Below are 21,014 nucleotides of genomic sequence, written 5' to 3' on the forward strand. Positions count from 1 at the left end.
CCTCTAAACCGGCCCTCCCCCCGTTGGCACAGCTCCTGCTATAGCCCTCGCAGGCTGCGTTTCAACGCGCTCCACAAAAACAATTAAATGAAGGATCCTTCAATGGATAACTCCAACGCCCTGCCTCTTGGGTCGGCTGCCGTGCCGGCTAAAGAACGAACCACCGCCAGTCGCATCAAGTCGATCTTCAGCGGTTCCGTCGGCAACATGGTCGAGTGGTACGACTGGTACGTCTATGCCGCCTTCTCGCTGTACTTCGCCAAAGCCTTCTTCCCCAAAGGCGACACCACCGCCCAACTGCTCAACACCGCCGCGATCTTCGCCGTGGGCTTCCTGATGCGCCCGATCGGTGGCTGGCTGATGGGCCTGTACGCCGACAAGGTCGGACGCAAAAAAGCCCTGATGGCCTCGGTTTACCTGATGTGCTTCGGCTCGCTGATCATCGCCCTGAGCCCGGGTTATGAAACCATCGGTGTCGGCGCGCCGATCCTGCTGGTGTTCGCCCGCCTGCTGCAAGGCCTGTCGGTCGGTGGCGAATACGGCACCTCGGCGACTTATCTGTCGGAGATGGCGACCAAGGATCGTCGCGGCTTCTTCTCCAGCTTCCAGTACGTGACCCTGATTTCCGGCCAGCTCATCGCGCTGGGCGTCCTGATCGTGCTGCAACAGTTCCTGACCACCGAAGAGCTGTACGCGTGGGGCTGGCGTATTCCGTTCGCCATCGGCGCGCTGTGCGCAATCGTGGCGCTGTACCTGCGTCGCGGCATGGAAGAAACCGAGTCGTTCACCAAGAAAGAGAAGTCCAAGGAAAGCGCCATGCGCACCTTGCTTCGTCATCCGAAGGAACTGCTCACCGTGGTCGGCCTGACCATGGGCGGTACGCTGGCGTTCTACACCTACACCACCTACATGCAGAAATACCTGGTGAACACCGTCGGCATGAGCATCTCCGACTCCACCACCATTTCTGCCGCCACGCTGTTCCTGTTCATGTGCCTGCAACCGATCATCGGCGGCCTGTCCGATAAAATCGGTCGTCGTCCGATCCTGATCGCCTTCGGCGTGCTCGGTACGATCTTCACCGTGCCGATCCTGATGACCCTGCACACCATCCAGACCTGGTGGGGCGCGTTCTTCCTGATCATGGCGGCGCTGATCATCGTCAGCGGCTACACCTCGATCAACGCCGTGGTGAAGGCCGAGCTGTTCCCGACCGAAATCCGCGCCCTGGGCGTCGGCCTGCCGTACGCACTGACCGTGTCGATCTTCGGCGGCACCGCCGAATACATCGCGCTGTGGTTCAAGAGCATCGGCATGGAAACCGGTTACTACTGGTACGTGACCGCGTGCATCGCGGTGTCCCTGCTGGTGTACATCACCATGAAAGACACGCAGAAACACTCGCGTATCGTCACTGACTGATCGCAAAAAAACGCGCGAAGGTGCAAGACCTTCGCGCGTTTTCTTTTCTGTCCGATTTCCCGATCAGGACAACTCGGCAACGCCCTGTTTGCTGCCATAACGCTTCTGCGCATACGACGCCCCGACGATCATCACCAGCAGAATCCCCGCCAGCACCGCCGACGAACCGATGGTGCCGAAATCCAGTCCGCCCTTCTCATGGGACTTGGTCATCAAGTCGCCCAATGTCGCGCCAAACGGCCGGGTCAGCACGAACGCCACCCAGAACAGCGCCACCGACGAAATCTTCGTGAAGTACTTGAGCAGCACGACCACACCAATCGCCGAGCCGATCAACAGCGCGCCACCGGCAAAGCCCAGGCCGGAGTCGTCCGCCAGGTAATCGCCGAGTGCGGTGCCCAGGGTGTTGGAGAACAGAATCGCCATCCAGTAGAACATCTCGCCGCGAAAGCTCTGCACCTTGGTGACGTTGAGCGAGTCGCCGCTCAGGCGCCAAGCCGCGAAGATCGCCAGCAGGATCGCGATCAGGATCATGGAACCGGTGGCGTAACCCAGTTCCAGCGTGCGGTCCATGAAGTCGGACATGGTGGTGCCGGCGGTGCTGGTCGACAGGATCACGATCCAGTACAGCAACGGCTTGTAAGTCTTGGACATCAACTGCGCGACCAGCGTCAGGACAAACACGCTGATCAGGATCAGCGAGCTGATGGCGTAGCCGACGTTAAGGGTCATCGACAACAAATCCCCCGCGGTTTCCCCCAGGGTCGTCGCGCAGATTTTCATGACCCAGAAGGCCAGGGTGATTTGAGGCAGTTTATTCATCGCAGGCAACGCTCCAGTGTGTGACGGCCGGTTTTTGGCTTTATGGCCGTGGGCAGACTGGCGTTGCGCGGGTGAAAAACCGGTCGGGAATCCATGAAAATTCTGTCACACACGCAAAAAACGGCGATTAATCACCGGTTAATGCCCCTGCCGCATCCTGCACCTACCTGATCGATTAACTGCGCGACGCTCGCTCCGACGACGAAAGCGAATTGAATGTGTCGCCCTTAATATCAATTTAATCGATTGTTTCTAGCATTATTTTGCGCTTTTTAATCAATTTAGTTGGCGTAGCATGAACCCCATGCGAAACACATCGCCAACGAATTTCGAATCTGGAGAACGACCATGAAAACCAAACTGATCCTCGCCCTGACCCTGTCCGTACTGGCCGCCAACACTTTTGCCGCCGACGGTTCGGACAAAACCAAATCCGCCGACTTCATTTCCGGCGCCAGCGCTGCCATCGAAACCAGCCACACCGGCGCCTACGCTGCCGATGGTTTCGATAAAACCAACGTTGGCAAAGCCGTTGCTGCCGATGGTTTCGATAAAACCGGCACTGCCAACGCCATCGCTGCAGACGGTTTCGATAAAACAGGCACCGCAAACGCCATCGCCGCCGACGGCTTTGATAAAACCGGTACCGCCGCTGCCATCAACTGATTGCCAGAATGCAGACACCAAAGCCCGGCCATTGCCGGGCTTGTTCATTTCCAAAGGTCGGTATTTGATCTTCGCGGATCGGACTTGCACTATTGGTCGCTTATAGAAGCCTTCAGGATCACCCCGCCATGCCCGATGACATCCATTTCTACGAACCGGCCAACGGCCACGGCCTGCCCCACGATCCGTTCAACGCCATCGTCGGCCCGCGTCCCATCGGCTGGATTTCTTCGCAGGATGCCGAGGGCCGGCTGAACCTGGCGCCCTACAGCTTTTTCAACGCGTTCAACTACATTCCGCCGATCATCGGGTTCTCCAGCGTCGGTCGCAAAGACAGCCTGAACAACATCGAGCAGACCGGCGAATTCGTCTGGAACCTCGCCACCCGACCGCTGGCCGAGCAGATGAACCAGAGCTGCGCGATGGTCGGGCCGCAGGTCAACGAGTTCGAACTCGCAGGGCTGACGCCGGTGGCGTCGAAGGTGATTGCCGTGCCGCGCGTGGCCGAAAGCCCGGTGTCCTTCGAGTGCAAGGTCACCCAGATCATTCAGTTGCAACGCGCCGACGGCGAGACCGTGCCGAGCTGGCTGGTGCTCGGCGAAGTGGTCGCCGTGCATATCGCCAAGTGGCTGTTGAAGGACGGGATCTACGACACGGCCGCCGCCGAACCGATACTGCGGGGCGGCGGGCCGGCGGACTATTTCCAGCTGGGGCCGGAGGCGTTGTTCAAGATGTGGCGCCCGGGGGCAACGAAGTAAGCGCTTACCAGATCAGCTCGGCGTCGTCGGTAACGCCCTTGAGCTTGTCCAGCTCATTGATCGCGGCTTCATCGGCCGCGATGGCGCCGGGGAAAACCTGATCGTTCAGCAATTTGTGAAAGCGCGGTGCACCGCCGTCGACCAGGGCCTTGACGGCGATCGCCGCGTGATAACCCTTGTTGCCGCCCAACTCGACGGGGACTACAGCGGAAACCGCTTCGAAGTGTTCGAACTCTTTACGTGCCATATCGCAGGTCCTGGCTCAATCGGATAAGCCCGACATTAAACATTCAACCGGCGAGTTTGTGTATCGGCGCAGTGCATTGCCCTACGGCCTGTGCGGCCGAGACTTCCTTGAAGGTGTGGAAATCCAGGCTGTTGACCACCAGGTCCTGCACCAGCTCGGCAAAGATTTCCATCGACGGGCTGCTGAAATACGCGGTCATCGATTGCTGGTTGTTCCAGAAACCGGAGACCAGCCACAACTCCGGATCACACTGCGAATGCTGCAAGGCGAAGCTCAGGCAACCGGGGGCGGCACGGGACGGTTCGATCAGGGCGCTCAGGCGCATGCCGAGTTCCGCCGAGCGTCCGGCGCGCGCTCGAACGAAGGCCATATGACTGACGGGAATCTGCTTGGACATGTTCAACCCTCCCAGGGAGTCGCGTGGCAGCCGGGGACGGGCTGCGACAGGATTCAAGGTTAAGGGCCGCCTCCCGTTCGCCGTTAGTCGATTCCTGCCGTCGCGTTGCACAATCCTGCGAGACTGTCGTGCAGACCTGTAACAAGTCGTGAATTGCTGTCACCGTCCTGTCACACCGGTTTCGGGCAACTCTGACGATCTGCGTCCTGCTATGGCTGGACGAGTCAACAAACCCATGCAGGATCAGGCAAGCATTTCGCAGGATGTGTCTACCGCTTGCGCTTGCACAAACTTATGCTCTGCTCCCATTCCATCCCTTGCCGAGGAGGCTGTGCATGACGTCGTTCGATCGTTTTCAGGCGCCGCCCGATGCCGACATGGAAAAGCAGCGCGCGGAACTGGCGGCCATCATTCGCCGCAACACATCCGAAGATGGCAGTTATGCCACTGCCGTCGGCTCGCTGTTCATGTCGCGCCACACCCAGTCCCATGACTTCGCCCCGGTGCTCGCGCAACCGGCGCTGTGCATCATGGCCCAGGGTCGCAAAGAGGTACGGCTGGCGGACGAATTCTTCAATTACGACCCGCTTAATTACCTGGTGGTATCGGTCTCGATGCCGTTGAGTGGTCGGGTGGTGAATGTCTCGCCCGAAGAGCCGATCCTCGCCGTGCGCCTGGACATTGATCCTGCGGAAATCACCGCGCTGATCGCCGATGCCGGCCCGATGGGCGTGCCGACCCGTCCGACCGGACGCGGTTTGTATGTGGAGAAGATCGACAGCGCCATGCTCGATGCGGTGCTGCGTCTGGCCCGCCTGCTCGACGCGCCGAAAGACATCGCCATGCTCGCGCCGCTGATCCGCCGGGAGATTCTCTATCGCCTGCTGCGCAGTCCGCAGGGCCATCGGCTGTACGAAATCGCCATCGCCAACAGCCAGAGCCACCGCATCAGCCAGGCGATCAAATGGCTCAACGGCAACTTCGAACAGCCGCTGCGCATCGATGATCTGGCGAAGGAAGTGAACCTCAGCGTCTCGACCCTGCATCACCGTTTCAAGGCGATGACGGCGATGAGTCCGTTGCAGTATCAGAAGCAGCTGCGCCTGCAGGAGGCGCGGCGTTTGATGCTGGCTGAAGGGCTGGAAGCGTCGGCGGCGGGGTATCGGGTGGGGTATGAAAGTCCGTCGCAGTTCAGTCGCGAGTACAGCCGGTTGTTTGGCGCGCCGCCGTTGCGGGATCTGGCGCGCCTGCGATTGAGTGTCTGATCAGGCGCCGAGCACCCGACACGCCTCACTCGGCAACGTCACCGACACCGGATGCCCGATCCCCAGACCGAAGCCCTGACACGGCGTACTCAGCGCCGTAAACGTCACGCCGGAACACTCCACCGTAGTCTCGATGGTCGCGCCGATGTCGCGCACAAACGTCACCTTGCCCAGCAGGCGATTGCCCGCCGTGGCCTGGGGCGCCGACAGTTGCAGGTCTTCGGGACGAATCAGCATCTTCACTTTCTGCCCGACTACGATGCTGCTGCAGATCGGCACTTGCAGGGCATCGCCGCCCGGCAGCACGACCTTGCCATCGCCCAGTGCGGTGGCCGGGAAGATATTGCCGGAGCCGATAAAGTCCGCGACGAATTCGTTGGCCGGGTGCCGGTAGATTTCAATCGGCGTACCCACCTGCTGCACCCGATGCTCGCCCAACACCACCACGATATCGGCCATGGTCATGGCTTCACGTTGATCGTGGGTAACCATGATGGTGGTGATGTTCAAGCGTTGCTGCAGCTGACGGATTTCCACCTGCATCGACTCGCGCAACTTGGCATCCAACGCCGACAGCGGTTCGTCGAGCAGAAGGATTTTCGGATGCGAGGCAATCGCCCGGGCAATCGCCACTCGCTGACGCTGGCCACCGGACAGTTTCGCCACCGGACGATCAATCATCGGTTGCAACTGGATCAGCTCCAGCAACTCCACCACCCGCGCCTGTTGATCAGCCTTGCTCACACCGCGCAGTTTCAGCGGATAGGCGATGTTCTCGCCCACGGTCATGTGCGGGAACAGCGCCAGCGACTGAAACACCATGCCGAAGTTGCGCAGATGCGCCGGGGTGTGGCCGATGTCCTCGCCGTCCAGGCGGATCTCGCCGCCGGTGAGGGTTTCCAGCCCGGCGATCATGCGCAGCAACGTGGTCTTGCCGCAGCCCGACGGGCCGAGGAAGCACACCAGTTTGCCCTCGGGCAAATGCAGGTTGACGTCTTTTACCGCGCAGGCCGAGCCGTAGTGTTTCTCGACGTTTTCCAGAATCAGACCAGACATAAATCACCTCAAGAAATCAGAACGAAACGCCGCCCTCACCGACCAGCTTCTCCAGCGCCCAGATCAGGACGAAGTCGATCAGCACGATCAGCACGGCAAACGAGAACACGGTTGGGTCGAGCGAAGACACGGTGCGGCTGTACATCCAGATCGGCACGGTCATGACGTCGATGGTGTAGAGGAAATAGGTCACGGTGAATTCGTTGAACGAGACGATGAACGCCAGCAGCATCCCCGCCAGAATCCCCGATTTCATCAACGGCACCACCACATCGACGATGGCCCGCAACGGCGAAGCGCCGAGCATCTGCGCCGCCTCTTCGACTTCGCTGCCGATGGAAAGCATGGCCGCCGTGCAGTTCTTCACCACGAACGGCAGCGCCAGAATCACGTGAGCAATCACCAGCCGCGAGGTGGTCATGTGGAACGGCAGGCTGTCGAACACCAGCAGCAACGCCAGCCCCAGCACCACCATCGGGAACACCAGCGGCAGCGACATCAGCTGCAGCGCCACACCCTTGCCACGGAACTCGCAACGGGTCAGCGCGTAGGCCGCCGGCACCGCGATCAGCGTGGCGAAAATCATCGTCAGGCACGCCACCAGCAAACTGGTGCCCATGGCCTGGCCGAGGCTCAGCACATCGCTGGCATCGGGCGAAACGAAGGTGTGCCACGCCGCTTTGTACCACTGCAGGCTGTAGCTGCTCGGCGGGAAGTCAAGGTTAGACGCGCCGCTGAACGACATCACGATCATGGTCAGGATCGGCAACACGGCCAGGAACAAAATGATCCCGGAAAGAATGCCGGCGAACTTGCCGGTGTCGCCCGGCAACAGCGACTGACGCTTCTTGATCAGGGCACTCATTGCGAAGCCTCCAGCAGACGGCGACGGCGGCCGGTGATGTATTCGGACAAGGTCATGATGGCGAGCGTGGTGACGATCAGCACCACACCGGCGGCGGATGCGGCGGGCCAGTTCATCAGCGGGGCGATCTGGTCATGCACCATCACCGCGAGCATCGGCACGCGCCGACCGCCGAGCAAAAGCGGCACCACGAAGCTGCTGGCGTTGTAGGCGAACACCAGGGTCGCGCCGGTGATGATCCCCGGCAGACTCATCGGCAACACCACCTGACGGAACACTTGAAAGCGGCTGGCACCGAGGGTCGCGGCGGCTTCTTCATAGCTGCGAGCAACACCGCGCATGGCGCTGGCAATCGGCAGCACAGCCAGCGGGAACGCGGTCTGCACCAGGCCCATCAACACGCCGTTCTGGTTGTACAGCAACATGATCGGACGCTTGATCAGACCGAGGCCCATCAGGGTCTGGTTGAGCATGCCGCCAGGGCCGAGGATCACCAGCCAGCCATAGCTTTGCAGCAGCAGGTTGACCAGCAGCGGCAGCAGCACCGCCGCCAGAAAAATCCGTCGCACGAATGGCGAAGTCAGGCGCGACATGGTGTACGCCACCGGGATCGCCAGCACCACGGCGATCACCGCGCTGATCAGCGCCAGACGCAAGGTCAGCAGCAACGATTTGAGGTAGTAGGGTTCGAGCAACTGGGCGTAACTGGTCAGGCTGAAACCGGACCACTCCGCACCCTTGGTACCGACACTCATGCGCAGCACCAGCAGGCTGGCGGCAATCAGCACGCCGAGAAACAGCATCGACGGCGTGAGGAAAAACCACGCCCGCGCGGTCGGCGAAACACCGCGCGCCGGGCGCGCGTCACCCGCGCCGACCGGTTGGGTCAGGGATTGATGTTCCATAGCAATGATCTCGTCAATGGAAAAACAACTGACAGACACTGCCTTCAAATCCACCGAGAAACCTGTAAGAGCGAGCTTGCTCGCGATAGCAATCTGTCAGTGACATCACTGTCGACAGGTAGGCCGTCATCGCTGGCAAGCCAGCTCCCACAGGGGTTTGCGGTGTTCTGAAGGTTTGTGTTTGCGTCAGGAAGAAAAGATTTCCGTGTAGCGACGAATCCACTGGTCATGCACGGTCGCCAGGAAGGCGTTGTCGTGCATGATCGCCTTCTCCGCGATCTGCTCCGGCGTGAGGATGAACGGGCTCTTGCGCGCTTCGGCGGAGATGATCGCCTTGGCGTTGACCGGACCGTTGAAGATGTCTTCGGCCATCTTGCCCTGCACCAGCGGGTCGAGGGAGTGGTCGATGAAGGCGTAGGCCAGGTCGGTGTCGCCCGGACGGTTCTTCGGCATTACCGAAAGCATCAGGTCGGTGTAGAAACCTTCCTTCATGCCGAACGTGGCGCCGAGGCCATAGTTCGGGTCGCGGATCTGCTTGGGGAAAAACGCCGGGGCATACAGGCCGCCCATGTCCAGGGAGCCGGTGCGGAACAGCTCGGCGATCTGGTTCGGGTTTTCGCCCAGGGTCACCACGCGGTCTTTCAGCTCGGCGAGTTTCTTGAAGCCCGGCTCGATGTTGTGCTCGTCACCACCGGCCAGTTTGGCGGCGATGATGATCAGGTCCATGGCCTCGGTCCAGTTCGGCGGCGGCAGGAAAATGTTCGGTGCCAGATCGGCGTCCCACAGTGCCGCGTAACTGTCCGGCGCGGTGGTCTGGGTGCGAGTGCTGTAAACCAGACTGTTGCACCACAGCAGGTAACCGATGCCGTGACCGTTGGCCCCGGTGCGGTATTTTTCCGGTACGTCGACCAGGTTGGGAATGCGGTTGAGATCGGGTTTTTCCAGCAGTCCGGCAGCGGCCAGACCTTCGGCGCCGACGCCAGCCAGGGTGATGATGTCGTACTGCGGGCGGTCACCACCGGCCTTGAGCTTGGCGACCATTTCCGAGGTGCTGCCGGTACGGTCGGCAATCACTTTGGCGCCGGTCTTGGCTTCGAACGTTGCAGCGATGTTGCGCAGTGCGGCGAGGCCCGTGTCATCGGACCAGGTCAACAGGCGCAGGGTCTTGCCGGCAAAGCGGGTGTCGCTGGCACTGGCCCGGATGAAGGGCATGCTCATGGCCGCCGCAGCCACCGAGGCCACACCGACGGTTTTGATGAATTGACGCCTGTTCAGATCGTGCTCGCCCATTTAGGACTCCCATTATTCTTGTAAGTATGAGACTGATCGCAACCCTTGCATCTGCCTGACCGAAATTGCTCAAGCGCCCGGTTTCAAAGGGCTTGAGCGTGGTCTGCGGGTTCATCCTGAGGTCGTGCAAAACACCTGACTATCGATAAAAACTCATTGGAGCCATGACGCCGGCGCATGCCTCGTTGCGAGGCATGCGCTGACCTTTTTCGGGCATTCAGAGCGCGCGAATCACGTGCTTGATTTCCTGAAATGCCGCCAGGCCCCATGGCCCCAATTCGCGGCCGATGCTGCTCTGTTTGTAGCCGCCCCACGCGGTCTGCGGGAAGATCACCTGCGGCGCGTTGAGCCACACCAGCCCCGCCTGCAGGGCGTTGGCGACCCGATCCGCGGTCTCGGCATTGCGCGTGACGACACTGGCGACCAGCCCGAACTGACTGTCGTTGGCCAGGGCAATCGCCTCCGCTTCCGAAGCGAAACTGCGCACGCAGATCACCGGGCCGAAAATCTCTTCACACCACAGCGCACTGTCGAGGGGCACTTCGGTGAAGATCGTCGGCTGCAAGAAATATCCGCGCGGCAGATCGGCCGGACGATTACCGCCACAGATCAGCTTGGCCCCGGCGCTGAGGCCACGGTCGATGTGACCGAGCACACGCTGGTACTGCGCCTGATTGACCAGCGCGCCCATCTCGACTTCAGGATCGAACGGATCGGCCACCCGGATTTTTTCCGCGCGGGCCTTCAGACGAATCAGGAATTCATCGGCGATTTCATCGGCAACCAGCACCCGGCTGGTGGCCGAGCACATCTGCCCGGCGTTGAAGAAACCGCCACCGCAAGCCAGCTCCACCGCCAGATCCAGGTCGGCATCTTCAAGAATCAGCAGCGAGGATTTGCCGCCCAGTTCCAGGCTAACGCCCTTCACGGTTTCAGCGGCGCGCTGCATCACTTGCACACCCACGGCGTTGCTGCCGGTGAAGGAAACCTTGGCGATGCGCGGATCCGCTGACAGCGGTGCACCGACTGCCAGACCGGTGCCGCACACCAGGTTGAACACGCCTTTGGGCAGACCGGATTCGGCGATGATGGTCGCCAGTTCCAGCTCCGGCAGCGGCGTGACTTCCGACGGCTTGAGCACCACGCAGCAACCGGCAGCGAGAGCTGGCGCGAGTTTCCACGCGGTGGTGACCATCGGGAAATTCCACGGCACGATCAGCCCGACCACACCGCACGGCTCGCGGCGCAGACGTGCGCTGAAATCGTCGCTGGGCAGCGGCACGTCGCTGTCGAGTCTGGCGTCGAGGCCTTCGGCGAGTTCGGCGTAATACTCGAACGTGGCGATCACGTCGTCGACATCGATGCCCGCTTCGAACTGCGGTTTTCCGTTGTTGCTCGACTGCAACCTCATCAGATGTTCGCGGCCGTTGCGCACGCCATTGGCGATGTTGCGCAGTATCGCGGCGCGCTCGGCACCGGTGGTTTTCGACCAGCCCTTGAAGGCTTCGGTCGCCGCCGTTACAGCCTGGTTGACGGCGCTTTCGTCACCGCCATTGACCGTGGTCAGCAGCGCTTCGGTGGCCGGGTTGATGACGCGCAGGTGTTCGCGGCCGGCGGACCATTGGCCGTTGATGTACAGGCCGTCGAGTGTGGTCGGGAAATTGATCATTGGGCCACCGCCTTCATCCATTGGGTCTGGTCGATTTCGATCAGGGTCGGGCCCTGACGATCGGTGGCGGCGCGCAGTGCACCGCGCAGGTGTTCGGCCGAGCTGATCGCTTCTGCTGCGCAACCCAGTGCCTTGGCCACACCGATGAAATCCGGGGTATAGATATCCACGCCCACCGGCTCGATGGCGCGGTTGACCATGTACTTCTTGATCTCTTCGTAACCCTGGTTATTCCACAGCAGGATGATCACCGGGGTGCGCGCTTCGACGGCGCTGGCCAGTTCCGGCAGGGTGAATTGCAGACCGCCGTCGCCGATCAGACACACCACCGGCGGACGTGCGCCGTGTTCGAGGTTGCCACCGAGCCACGCGCCGATCGCTGCCGGCAAGGCGTAACCGAGGGTGCCGTAACCGGTGGACGAGTTGAACCAGCGGCGCGGGCGCTCCGGGTTGAACGTCAGGTTGCCGGTGTACACCGGTTGCGTGGAGTCACCGACGAACACTGCGTTCGGCAATTCGTGCAGCACGGTTTCGAGGAAACGGGTCTGGGCCAGCGTCGGGGCATCCCAGGTCGCAGCCAGGTCTTCACGCAGACGCGCGGCACGCACCTGACCCCAATCGTTGCGGCGCTCGGCCAGCGGTTTGTGCGACAGCGCGCTCAGCAATGCTTGCGCAGCGTTGCGCGAGTCGGCCACTAGCGCCACGTGCGGCGGGTAGTTGCGCACGGTCTGGTCGGGATCGATATCGACGCGAAGCAACTTGCCGGGGATTTCGAAGCCGCCGGCGAAGGTGACGTCGTAGTCGGTTTCCGCCAGCTCGGTGCCGATCGCCAGCACCACGTCGGCATCGGCCACCAGAGCGCGAGTCGCCACCAGGCTCTGGGTCGATCCGATCAGCAGAGGATGGCTGGACGGCAGCATGCCTTTGGCGTTGATGGTCAGGGCCACCGGTGCGTCGAGCAGCTCGGCCAGTTCGGTGAGTTCGGCCGCTGCGTCGATGGCGCCGCCCCCGGCGAGGATCAGCGGACGCTGGGCGCCGGCCAGCAGTTCAGTCATGCGGCTCACGGCGGCCGGCGCAGCACCGGCGCGGTCGATGTTGACCGGCACGCTGGTCAGCAGTTCGTCGGCTTCTTCGACCAGCACGTCCAGCGGAATTTCGATGTGCACCGGACGCGGACGCCCGGCCTGGAACAGCGCAAACGCACGGGCCAGTACGCCCGGCAATTCGGACGCCGACATCAGGGTGTGGGAGAACGCCGCCACGCCGCCGACCAATGCGCTCTGGTTCGGCAGTTCATGCAGCTTGCCGCGACCGCCGCCCAGTTGGCTGCGCGACTGCACGCTGGAGATCACCAGCATCGGGATCGAATCGGCGTACGCCTGGCCCATGGCGGTGGTGATGTTGGTCATGCCTGGACCTGTGATGATGAAGCACACACCCGGTTTGCCGCTGGTGCGGGCATAACCGTCGGCCATGAAGCCGGCGCCTTGCTCGTGGCGCGGGGTGACGTGGTTGATGCTCGAACGGGCCAGCCCGCGATACAGCTCCACGGTATGCACCCCGGGAATGCCGAACACCTGCTCGACCCCATAATCTTCGAGTAACTTGACCAGTACTTCGCCACACGTCGCCATGTCTTTGCCCTTCTTGTTCGTTGAGGCACCGGGCTTTAAAGGAACCGGTGATTGGCCTCATTGAAACGGGCGACCCGTAGCCGCAACAATCGATAAAAGCTCATACTAGCCATGTCCTCACGTCATACCTTGGATCCACATGAAACGACTGCCTCCCCTGCCCGCCCTGCACACGTTTCTGATTACCGCGCAGTGCTGCAACTTCACCCGGGCCGCCGAGCAGTTGCACATCACCCAGGGTGCGGTGAGCCGGCAGATCGCCGGGCTTGAGGAACATCTGGGTTATGAGCTGTTCATTCGCCTGGCCCGGGGCCTGGAGCTGACGGCTGAAGGTCGCGAATGGCTGCCACGGGTGCAGCAGGTGTTCAGCCTGATCGGCGACTCGGTGGAGCAGATCGGCGCCAAACGCGAGACCCTGCAACTCAAGGCGCCGAGCTGCGTGATGCGCTGGTTGTTGCCGCGCCTGCTGCAATGGCAGCGCGAGCGCCCGGACGTGCCGGTGAAACTCACGGCGTCGTTGCAGCACGGGGTGGACTTTCATCGCGAGCAATTCGACGCGGCGGTGATCTACGGCACCGCGCCCCACGACTCACCCGCGACCCTGCATCTGTTCGATGAGCAACTGACGCCGGTCTGCTCGCCGACACTGCTCAACGGTGGGCCGGCCCTGCTCACACCGGCAGATCTGCAACAGCATCTGCTGCTGCACCCGACTCACACGGATGACGACTGGACACTCTGGCTCGAAGCCGCCGAACTGCACTTGAGCAATATCGCCAGCGGTCAGCATTTCGAGACGCTGGATCAGGCGATGTCGATGGCGTCCCACGGGACGGGGGTGGCGATCGGCGACTGGTCACTGATCGGCGACGACCTGAACGCCGGGCGACTGGTGATGCCGTTCGATCTGAAGGTGAAGACGGGACTGGGCTATTACATCGTGGCGCCGGCGTCGGAGCCGTCGGCGAAATTGCAGGAGTTGATGGGGTGGTTGGTTGAGCAGGCTCATACGCGGTGAGGCCTTGCCCTCACCCTAACCCTCTCCCGGAGGGAGAGGGAACTGACCGAGGTGTCTTACGTAATACATCGACCTGAAAAATCTGGGCGATTATGGATTCAATACATCCCGTTCAAGTCGGCGTAATTTTCAAGCATCCCACGATCGGCTCCCTCTCCCTCCGGGAGAGGGCTGGGGTGAGGGGCTTTTCAGTACTTAATAACCGACGGTAAACCGCTGACGCGAATGCTTCGGCGTTTCCACTTCGTCGATCAACGCAATCGCATAGTCGGCAAAGCTGATCGAGCTCTGACCTTCAGCACTCACCAGTAAGTCATCCTTGCCGACGCGGAACTTGCCGGTGCGCTCGCCTTCGAAGAACAGCGCCGACGGCGACAGGAACGTCCAGTCCAGTTCCTTTTCCTGACGCAAGGCATCAAGGAACGCCGCACCGGCGCTGGCCTCAGCCTTGTACTCGGCCGGGAAACCGGCGCTGTCGATCACGCGGGTGCCGTCCGGCAGCAACAGCGAACCGGCACCGCCCACAACCAGCAGACGTTTCACCCCGGCCTGTTTCACCGGGCCGATCAGCGCGCTGGCCGGCACCGTGGCGAAATGCGCTGCGCTGATCACCACATCGTGACCGGCGACGGCGTCCTGCAACGCGGCGGCGTCCAGCACGTCGACATTCTTGCTGAGCACACCGGCGCGGGCGCCGATCTTCGAGGTATCACGGGCGATGGCGGTGACGCTATGGCCGCGACGCAGGGCTTCTTCCAGCAGTTGGCTGCCGGCACGGCCGGTGGCACCAATGATTGCGATCTTGCTCATGACATTCTCCAGTTGGCTTGAGAGTGCTGCGTTTTTCAGAATCGGGTTACCACTGCATTTCGCCCTTGGCGACTTTGGCGCTCAGCTCCAGCGAGCTTTCTTCGCCCAGTGTCGGGTAGCGTTTTTTCATCGCGGCGATCAGCGCGGCAGAGTCCTTGGCCTTGGCGGTTTCGGCATCGAACGCCTTGATGTAGTCGGCGGTGAATTTCACGGCCGCCAGCGAACGGGCGCTGTCACCCAGATAGTGACCCGGCACCACGGTTTTCGGTTTCAGGGTTTCGATCGAGTGCAGGGTTTGCAGCCAGTCGGCGTGGGATTGCGCAGTCTGGGTGTCGGCCATCCACACGTGAATGTTCTCGGCGACAACCACACCACCGACCACGGCTTTCAGCGAAGGAATCCACACGAAGCTACGATCCGGTTGCTTGCCGTCCAGACCGACCACCTGCAATTTCTGACCTTCGAGCATCAGGCTGTCGCCCTTGAGCACGCCCGGCACGATGGTTTTGGCCGGCACGTCGGCGCCCATTTTCGGACCCCAGAACGCAAGCTTGCCGTCGACGGTTTTTTTGATGTGATCAACGGTCGGTTGCGAAGCCAGCACCTTGGCGTCCGGGAAGGCTTTGGTCAGGGTGTCGAGACCGAAGTAGTAATCCGGGTCACCGTGGCTGATGTAGATGGTGGTCAGTTGCTTGCCGCTGGCGCGGATCTTTTCCACCACTTGCTCGGCCTGGGATTTGCCGAACTGCGCGTCCACCAGAATCGCGTCCTTCTCGCCGCTGACCAGCACCGAGGTCACCGGGAAGATCGCATGGGTGCCCGGGTTGTAGACATCGAGGGTCAGGTTCGCAGCCGCTGCGTGGGCAGCAAAGCCGAGGGTGGCGGTGGCCAGTAAAACGCGCTTGAGGGTGGTGAAGCCGATCATGGGTTGCTCCGCTGTTCGAATGCCGTGCTTGGCGATGGGGACAGAGCTTAGTTGCCAGACTCGTTACAAAAAATGCGATGCTTGAACATAGTTTGTTTCTGAAAGCGGGCAAATCATGGATCGTCTCCAAGCAATGCGGGTGTTTGTCACGGTGGTGGATCTGGGCAGCCAGTCGGCGGCGGCCGATCAACTGGACCTGTCACGGCCGGTGGTGTCGCGCTATCTGGCGGAACTGGAAGACTGGGTCGGCGCGCGCCTGATGCACCGCACCACGCGCAAGTTGAGCCTGACCGCCGCCGGCAACGAAATCCTGCCGCGCTGCCGGCAGATGCTGGAGCTGTCCGGCGACATGCAGGCCGCCGTCAGCGAACCTGCCGATGCGCCACGGGGTTTGCTGCGGATCAGCGTCAGTACCTCGTTCGGCCAGGCGCAACTGGCCGATGCCATGGCGGCGTTCGTCAAAGCGTATCCGGGGGTGAACATCGACCTGCAAATGCTCGATCGCACCGTGAACCTGGTGGACGAGCGCATCGACCTTGCGATCCGCACCAGCAACGATCTCGATCCCAACCTGATCGCCCGGCGACTGACGGTCTGCCGTTCGGTGGTCTGCGCGGCGCCCGCCTATCTGCAGGAACATCCGCAGCCACAACGGGTCGAGGATCTGAGCCGGCACAACTGCCTGACCCATTCCTATTTCGGCAAGAGCCTGTGGCACTTCGAGGAAGATGGCGAACCGGTTTCGGTGCCGGTGCAGGGCAACATCAGCGCCAACGAGGCCAGCACCCTGCTGCGCGCGACTCTGGCCGGCGCCGGGGTCGCGATGCTGCCGACCTATCAGGCCGGGGTGCATGTGCACAGCGGTGAACTGGTTCGCCTGCTGCCCCACGCCGAGCCTCGGCAGATGAACATCTACGCCGTCTATGCCTCGCGCAAGCACATGCCGGCGGCGCTGCGCTGCATGCTGGATTTTCTGGTGCAGCGCTTTCCCGAAAACCCGCAGTGGGATCAGCTTTAAGCTGCAAGCTGCAAGCTGCAAGCGGAGAGCTCCAAGCGGAGAGCGGAGAGCTCCAAGCGGAGAGCGGAGAGCCTGCGTCAATCTTGAAGCTTCAATCTTGAAGCTCGAAGCTTGCAGCTGCTCCCCTCTGGCCTATGCTGAAAGTAGTACCCAAGGGTATTCGTTCAGAGGTCAACGCCATGAACACCAGAACAAGAAGATACCTCGCGATTTTCATCACCTGCGCGGCCACGCTGGCGCTGTACGGCACCGCGGCGTGGCGCGTGGAGCAGTTGCGGCAACTGCCCCGTGAGTACGCGAGCTGCAACTTCGAGCGCTGCATCCCTCACAACGCCACCCTCAACGCCCTGCGCTGATACACAGTTCAGGCGTCGTCGTTCTGCTCGGCCTTCAAGCGGTCGCGGAACGCCTTTGGCGAGATCCCCACCCGGCGCCGGAACAGGCGCGTGAAGTTGGTCGGATCGGAAAACCCCAACACCTCGGACATCTCGTAAATGGTCATGCTGGTGTAAGTCAGCAGGCGCTTGGCTTCCAGCAACTGACGCTCGTGCATGATCTGCAGCGCCGGCTGCCCCGCCAGTTCACGGCAGGTGCCGTTGAGGTGCGAGACGGAAATCCCCAGCCGATGGGCCAGGTCTTCGACCTTGACGTGCTGGCGGTAGGTTTCTTCCACCAGCTGAATGAACCCGTTGAGGTATTCGCGCTGACGCTGCGGGCGTTGCGTGGCGTTGTGACGGTGGATCGCCTGACGGCTGACCCAGACCATGATCACGCTGACCAGCGAATGCATGAGCATTTCCCGCGCCGGTTGATGGCCGTTGTACTCGGCCTGCAACGCGGCAAACAGACTGTTGAGGTACTCCGCGTCCTTGCCCGCCGGATAACTTTCGGCCTGGGCCAGGGCCTGCACCGCGCTACCCAGTTGCGCCTGCAAATGGTTGATCAACGGTGTGGCGAGGGTAACGACAAATCCTTCGACGTCCTCGGAAAAACGGAATCCATGCACCGATAACGGCGGCAGGATCTGGATCGCGGCTTCGTTCAGTTGCGTGCGTTGGCCTTCGATTTCAAGCTCTGCCTGACCTTTGAATACGAAGAGCAACTGGCACAAATCGGCGTGGCGGTGGGGTTTGATTTCCCATTGGTGTTCGCGACTGCGTTTGGAAATGGTTTCACAGTGCAGCAAGTCAGGGGTCGGCCAGTCCAGGCTTTCACCGTAGAGCTTGAACACCGGAATCGAAGGCAGGTCAGGCTTGTTCATCACTTCAATCCAGGCCTCGAGGTTTGCGGGCGATAATCGCACCGATTGGCAGAATGTACAGGTATCGGCTCAGTTTTCACCTTCAATTGACAGACCCGCAAGGGAAAAATGCAAGCACTCGAATCCTGAAAATCATTCACCGGCCGTTGTCGCGTGAAGCTTGCGAGTCATAAAAACAATGAAAACGCTGAAAACCCAAGTCGCCATCATCGGCGCCGGTCCGTCCGGATTATTGCTCGGCCAACTGCTGCACAACGCCGGCATCGACACCCTGATTCTGGAGCGCCAGACACCTGACTATGTGCTCGGCCGAATCCGCGCCGGCGTACTTGAACAAGGCATGGTAGAGCTGTTGCGCGAGGCTGGCGTAGGTCAGCGGATGGACGCCGAAGGTCTGGTGCACGGTGGTTTCGAACTGGCCCTCGACGGGCGCCGGATCCACATCGACCTGCAAGCCCTGACCGGCGGAAAAACCGTGATGGTCTACGGTCAGACCGAGGTCACTCGCGACCTGATGGCCGCTCGTCGGGAGACCGGCGGACAGACAATCTATGAAGCCAGCCATGTCGTTCCCTGTGGCATGAAAAGCGACGAAGCCTATGTCACCTTCGAAAAGGATGGCGAAACCTGGCGCGTCGATTGCGACTACATCGCCGGTTGCGACGGTTTCCACGGCGTAGCCCGGCAGTCGATTCCCGAGGACTGCCTGAAAGTCTTCGAACGGGTGTATCCGTTCGGCTGGCTGGGGATTCTCGCCGACACACCACCGATTCATGATGAACTGGTCTACGCCCGCCACGAGCGCGGCTTCGCCCTGTGCAGCATGCGCTCGGCGACCCGCACCCGTTATTACCTGCAAGTGCCGGCCGAGGAAAACGTCGACGACTGGTCGGATCAGCGTTTCTGGGATGAGCTGCGCAATCGTCTGCCGGAGGATCTGGCGCAGAAACTGGTGACCGGTCCGTCGATTGAAAAGAGCATCGCGCCGCTGCGCAGTTTTGTGGTCGAGCCGATGCAATACGGGCGGATGTTTCTGGTCGGGGATGCGGCGCACATCGTTCCGCCGACCGGTGCCAAGGGCTTGAATCTGGCGGCCAGCGATGTCAGCACGCTGTTCAGGATTTTGCTGAAGGTTTACCGCGAAGGTCGCACTGACTTGCTGGAGAAATACTCGGAGATCTGCCTGCGCCGGGTGTGGAAAGCCGAGCGGTTTTCCTGGTGGATGACTTCGATGCTGCACCGCTTCGACGAGCATGATGATTTCAGCCAGCGGATCTGCGCTTCGGAACTGGACTACTTTGTCAGCTCGGAGGCCGGTCAAAAAACCATTGCAGAAAATTACGTCGGGCTTCCTTATGAGGCTATCGAATAGCCTGCTACCGACTTACACTGGCGAGCACTCACCCGCTCGCCGTGGCACTGCGGGTCAATCACTGCCCGCAGGTTCGCCCGTGACCAATCTCAACCATCCCGAAACGCCCAAACCGGCCATTCGCAGCGTGCTGGTCGCGCTGATGATGGCGATCTTTCTCGGTGCGCTGGACCAGACCATCGTCGCCGTTTCCATGCCGGCCATCTCCGCCCAGTTCAAGGACGTCAGCCTGCTGGCCTGGGTGATTTCCGGCTACATGGTGGCGATGACCGTCGCGGTGCCGATCTACGGCAAGCTCGGTGACCTGTACGGGCGGCGCAAACTGATGCTGTTCGGCATGGGCCTGTTCACCCTCGCCTCGCTGTTCTGCGGCATGGCCCAGAGCATGGAGCAACTGGTGCTGGCGCGGATTTTCCAGGGCATCGGTGCCGGCGGGATGATTTCGGTGAGCCAGGCGATCATCGGCGATATCGTCCCACCTCGCGAACGCGGGCGTTATCAAGGCTATTTCTCCAGCATGTACGCGGTGGCCAGTGTCGCCGGCCCGGTGCTCGGCGGTTACATGACCGAGTACCTGTCGTGGCGCTGGGTGTTCCTGATCAACCTGCCGCTGGGCCTTGGCGCTTACTGGGTGGCGCGACGCAATCTGATCGGCCTGCCGATTCCCCAGCGCAAACCGATCATCGATTACCTCGGCACGCTGCTGATGATCATCGGCCTGACCGCGTTGTTGCTGGCGATCACTCAGGTCGGCCAGGGCCATGCTTGGCGCAGCAGCGAAGTGCTCGGTCTGTTCGCTTGTGCGGTAGCGGTGCTTGCGGTGTTCGTCTGGCATGAGCGGCGCGCCCGGGAGCCGTTGCTGCCGATGCACCTGTTCACCAACCGCAGCGCCCTGCTGTGCTGGTGCACGATTTTCTTTTGCAGCTTCCAGGCGATTTCCCTGATCGTGCTGATGCCGCTGCGCTTTCAGAGCGTGACTGGCGCGGGGGCCGACAGCGCGGCACTGCACTTGCTGCCGCTGGCGATGGGTTTGCCGATCGGCGCGTATTTCGCCGGACGTCGTACTTCGATCACCGGGCGCTACAAACCGCAGATTCTGACCGGTGCGCTGCTGATGCCGATCTCGATCCTTGGCATGGCCTTCAGCCCGCCCGATGCCACGCTGCTCAGCAGCCTGTTCATGCTGCTCAGCGGGATCGCCGGTGGCATGCAGTTCCCGACTTCGCTGGTGGGTACGCAGAACTCGGTCGAGCAAAAGGACATCGGCGTCGCCACCAGCACCACCAACCTGTTCCGCTCTTTGGGCGGTGCGGTCGGTGTGGCGTTGATGTCGGCGCTGTTGCTGGCGTTGTTGCAGGACTCCAGTTTCGCCCACCTGACCGGCAGCTCGCTGATGAGTGAAGGGCATTCCGGCAACGTGCTGCTCGACGGTCTGAACGCCGCGCCCGGCGATGCGCAGAATGCCTTGCGCGCTGAGCTGCTGGTGACGTTCCGGCATTTGCTGATGGTCAGTGCGGCGGTGTCGCTGCTCGGGCTGGCGGCGGCGATTGCGATGCCCAACCGGTTGCTGCGGGGCCGTGAGCACGGCGCCCGCTGATTGATGCCGATGGCTCC

The 21,014-nt window shown here is 61.5% G+C and carries 21 protein-coding genes; 9 read left to right on the forward strand and 12 right to left on the reverse strand.

All coding sequences use genetic code 11. The features are described from left to right. Positions 1-102 precede the first annotated feature (102 nt). Positions 103-1,422: an MFS transporter gene (locus tag C1X29_RS18345; RefSeq protein ID WP_011335686.1), complete on the forward strand. Its 1,320-nt coding sequence runs from the start codon at positions 103-105 to the stop codon at positions 1,420-1,422. A 63-nt stretch (positions 1,423-1,485) separates the two neighbouring features. Here C1X29_RS18345 and C1X29_RS18350 read toward each other — a convergent pair whose 3' ends face one another. Then, the gene (locus tag C1X29_RS18350) at positions 1,486-2,244 is read right to left on the reverse strand and encodes a hypothetical protein (protein ID WP_085745240.1); all 759 of its coding nucleotides are present in this window, start codon (positions 2,242-2,244) and stop codon (positions 1,486-1,488) included. 348 nt (positions 2,245-2,592) lie between these two features. Between C1X29_RS18350 and C1X29_RS18355 the strand changes: the two genes are divergently transcribed. Together C1X29_RS18355 and C1X29_RS18360 are read left to right on the forward strand one after the other, a co-directional pair. After that, the gene (locus C1X29_RS18355) at positions 2,593-2,910 is read left to right on the forward strand and encodes a hypothetical protein (protein ID WP_102687226.1); all 318 of its coding nucleotides are present in this window, start codon (positions 2,593-2,595) and stop codon (positions 2,908-2,910) included. 128 nt (positions 2,911-3,038) lie between these two features. Further along, on the forward strand, positions 3,039-3,668 hold the full coding sequence (locus tag C1X29_RS18360; RefSeq protein WP_085606680.1) for a flavin reductase family protein: 630 nt from the start codon (positions 3,039-3,041) through the stop codon (positions 3,666-3,668). 4 nt (positions 3,669-3,672) lie between these two features. Here the strand turns inward: C1X29_RS18360 and C1X29_RS18365 are convergent, their stop codons facing one another. Further along, entirely contained in the window at positions 3,673-3,915 is a 243-nt protein-coding gene (locus C1X29_RS18365) for a hypothetical protein (protein WP_007960172.1), read from the reverse strand. A gap of 43 nt (positions 3,916-3,958) precedes the next feature. After that, positions 3,959-4,312, reverse strand: a complete 354-nt coding sequence (locus C1X29_RS18370) for a putative quinol monooxygenase (protein WP_102687225.1) — start codon at positions 4,310-4,312, stop codon at positions 3,959-3,961. Between the two features lie 335 nt (positions 4,313-4,647). On the opposite strand from C1X29_RS18370, the gene C1X29_RS18375 reads away from it, so the two are divergent. After that, on the forward strand, positions 4,648-5,577 hold the full coding sequence (locus C1X29_RS18375) for an AraC family transcriptional regulator (RefSeq protein ID WP_039765922.1): 930 nt from the start codon (positions 4,648-4,650) through the stop codon (positions 5,575-5,577). Here C1X29_RS18375 and C1X29_RS18380 read toward each other — a convergent pair whose 3' ends face one another. From C1X29_RS18380 to C1X29_RS18405, 6 genes are all read right to left on the reverse strand, one after another. Continuing rightward, entirely contained in the window at positions 5,578-6,633 is a 1,056-nt protein-coding gene (locus tag C1X29_RS18380) for an ABC transporter ATP-binding protein (protein ID WP_007960168.1), read from the reverse strand. Positions 6,634-6,649: 16 nt separating this feature from the next. Continuing rightward, positions 6,650-7,498, reverse strand: coding sequence for an ABC transporter permease (locus C1X29_RS18385; RefSeq protein WP_064599073.1), 849 nt, complete (start codon positions 7,496-7,498; stop codon positions 6,650-6,652). Then, positions 7,495-8,403: an ABC transporter permease gene (locus C1X29_RS18390; RefSeq protein WP_102718053.1), complete on the reverse strand. Its 909-nt coding sequence runs from the start codon at positions 8,401-8,403 to the stop codon at positions 7,495-7,497. The genes C1X29_RS18385 and C1X29_RS18390 overlap by 4 nt, the downstream gene beginning before the upstream one ends. Positions 8,404-8,589: 186 nt before the next feature. Further along, complete coding sequence (locus C1X29_RS18395) at positions 8,590-9,693, reverse strand: extracellular solute-binding protein (protein WP_064599076.1); 1,104 nt, start codon at positions 9,691-9,693, stop codon at positions 8,590-8,592. Positions 9,694-9,910: 217 nt separating this feature from the next. Continuing rightward, positions 9,911-11,362, reverse strand: coding sequence for an aldehyde dehydrogenase family protein (locus C1X29_RS18400; RefSeq protein ID WP_102718054.1), 1,452 nt, complete (start codon positions 11,360-11,362; stop codon positions 9,911-9,913). Next, entirely contained in the window at positions 11,359-12,996 is a 1,638-nt protein-coding gene (locus tag C1X29_RS18405; protein WP_007953284.1) for a 5-guanidino-2-oxopentanoate decarboxylase, read from the reverse strand. The genes C1X29_RS18400 and C1X29_RS18405 overlap by 4 nt, the downstream gene beginning before the upstream one ends. A gap of 139 nt (positions 12,997-13,135) precedes the next feature. On the opposite strand from C1X29_RS18405, the gene C1X29_RS18410 reads away from it, so the two are divergent. Then, positions 13,136-14,014 (forward strand): LysR substrate-binding domain-containing protein, encoded by an 879-nt coding sequence (locus C1X29_RS18410; RefSeq protein ID WP_102718055.1) that lies wholly within the window; start codon positions 13,136-13,138, stop codon positions 14,012-14,014. A gap of 195 nt (positions 14,015-14,209) precedes the next feature. Here the strand turns inward: C1X29_RS18410 and C1X29_RS18415 are convergent, their stop codons facing one another. Together C1X29_RS18415 and C1X29_RS18420 are read right to left on the reverse strand one after the other, a co-directional pair. Beyond that, on the reverse strand, positions 14,210-14,824 hold the full coding sequence (locus C1X29_RS18415; RefSeq protein ID WP_102718056.1) for an NAD(P)-dependent oxidoreductase: 615 nt from the start codon (positions 14,822-14,824) through the stop codon (positions 14,210-14,212). 46 nt (positions 14,825-14,870) lie between these two features. Continuing rightward, positions 14,871-15,749: an MBL fold metallo-hydrolase gene (locus C1X29_RS18420; protein WP_102718057.1), complete on the reverse strand. Its 879-nt coding sequence runs from the start codon at positions 15,747-15,749 to the stop codon at positions 14,871-14,873. Positions 15,750-15,864: 115 nt separating this feature from the next. Here C1X29_RS18420 and C1X29_RS18425 point away from each other — a divergent pair, with 115 nt between their 5' ends. Both C1X29_RS18425 and C1X29_RS29450 read left to right on the forward strand, forming a co-directional pair. Further along, the gene (locus C1X29_RS18425; RefSeq protein ID WP_218275686.1) at positions 15,865-16,767 is read left to right on the forward strand and encodes a LysR family transcriptional regulator; all 903 of its coding nucleotides are present in this window, start codon (positions 15,865-15,867) and stop codon (positions 16,765-16,767) included. Between the two features lie 179 nt (positions 16,768-16,946). After that, positions 16,947-17,123: a hypothetical protein gene (locus tag C1X29_RS29450; protein ID WP_007953274.1), complete on the forward strand. Its 177-nt coding sequence runs from the start codon at positions 16,947-16,949 to the stop codon at positions 17,121-17,123. Between the two features lie 8 nt (positions 17,124-17,131). On the opposite strand, the gene C1X29_RS18435 is transcribed toward C1X29_RS29450, so the two are convergent. Beyond that, entirely contained in the window at positions 17,132-18,028 is an 897-nt protein-coding gene (locus C1X29_RS18435) for a helix-turn-helix domain-containing protein (RefSeq protein ID WP_007953272.1), read from the reverse strand. Between the two features lie 178 nt (positions 18,029-18,206). Between C1X29_RS18435 and pobA the strand changes: the two genes are divergently transcribed. Both pobA and C1X29_RS18445 read left to right on the forward strand, forming a co-directional pair. Further along, positions 18,207-19,400: a 4-hydroxybenzoate 3-monooxygenase gene (pobA, locus tag C1X29_RS18440; RefSeq protein ID WP_102718059.1), complete on the forward strand. Its 1,194-nt coding sequence runs from the start codon at positions 18,207-18,209 to the stop codon at positions 19,398-19,400. Positions 19,401-19,479: 79 nt separating this feature from the next. Then, positions 19,480-20,997, forward strand: a complete 1,518-nt coding sequence (locus C1X29_RS18445; protein WP_102718060.1) for an MDR family MFS transporter — start codon at positions 19,480-19,482, stop codon at positions 20,995-20,997. The last annotated feature ends 17 nt before the right edge of the window (positions 20,998-21,014 follow it).

This window comes from Pseudomonas sp. GW456-12-10-14-LB2 (assembly GCF_002884345.1).
GTDB lineage: Bacteria > Pseudomonadota > Gammaproteobacteria > Pseudomonadales > Pseudomonadaceae > Aquipseudomonas > Aquipseudomonas paraglycinae.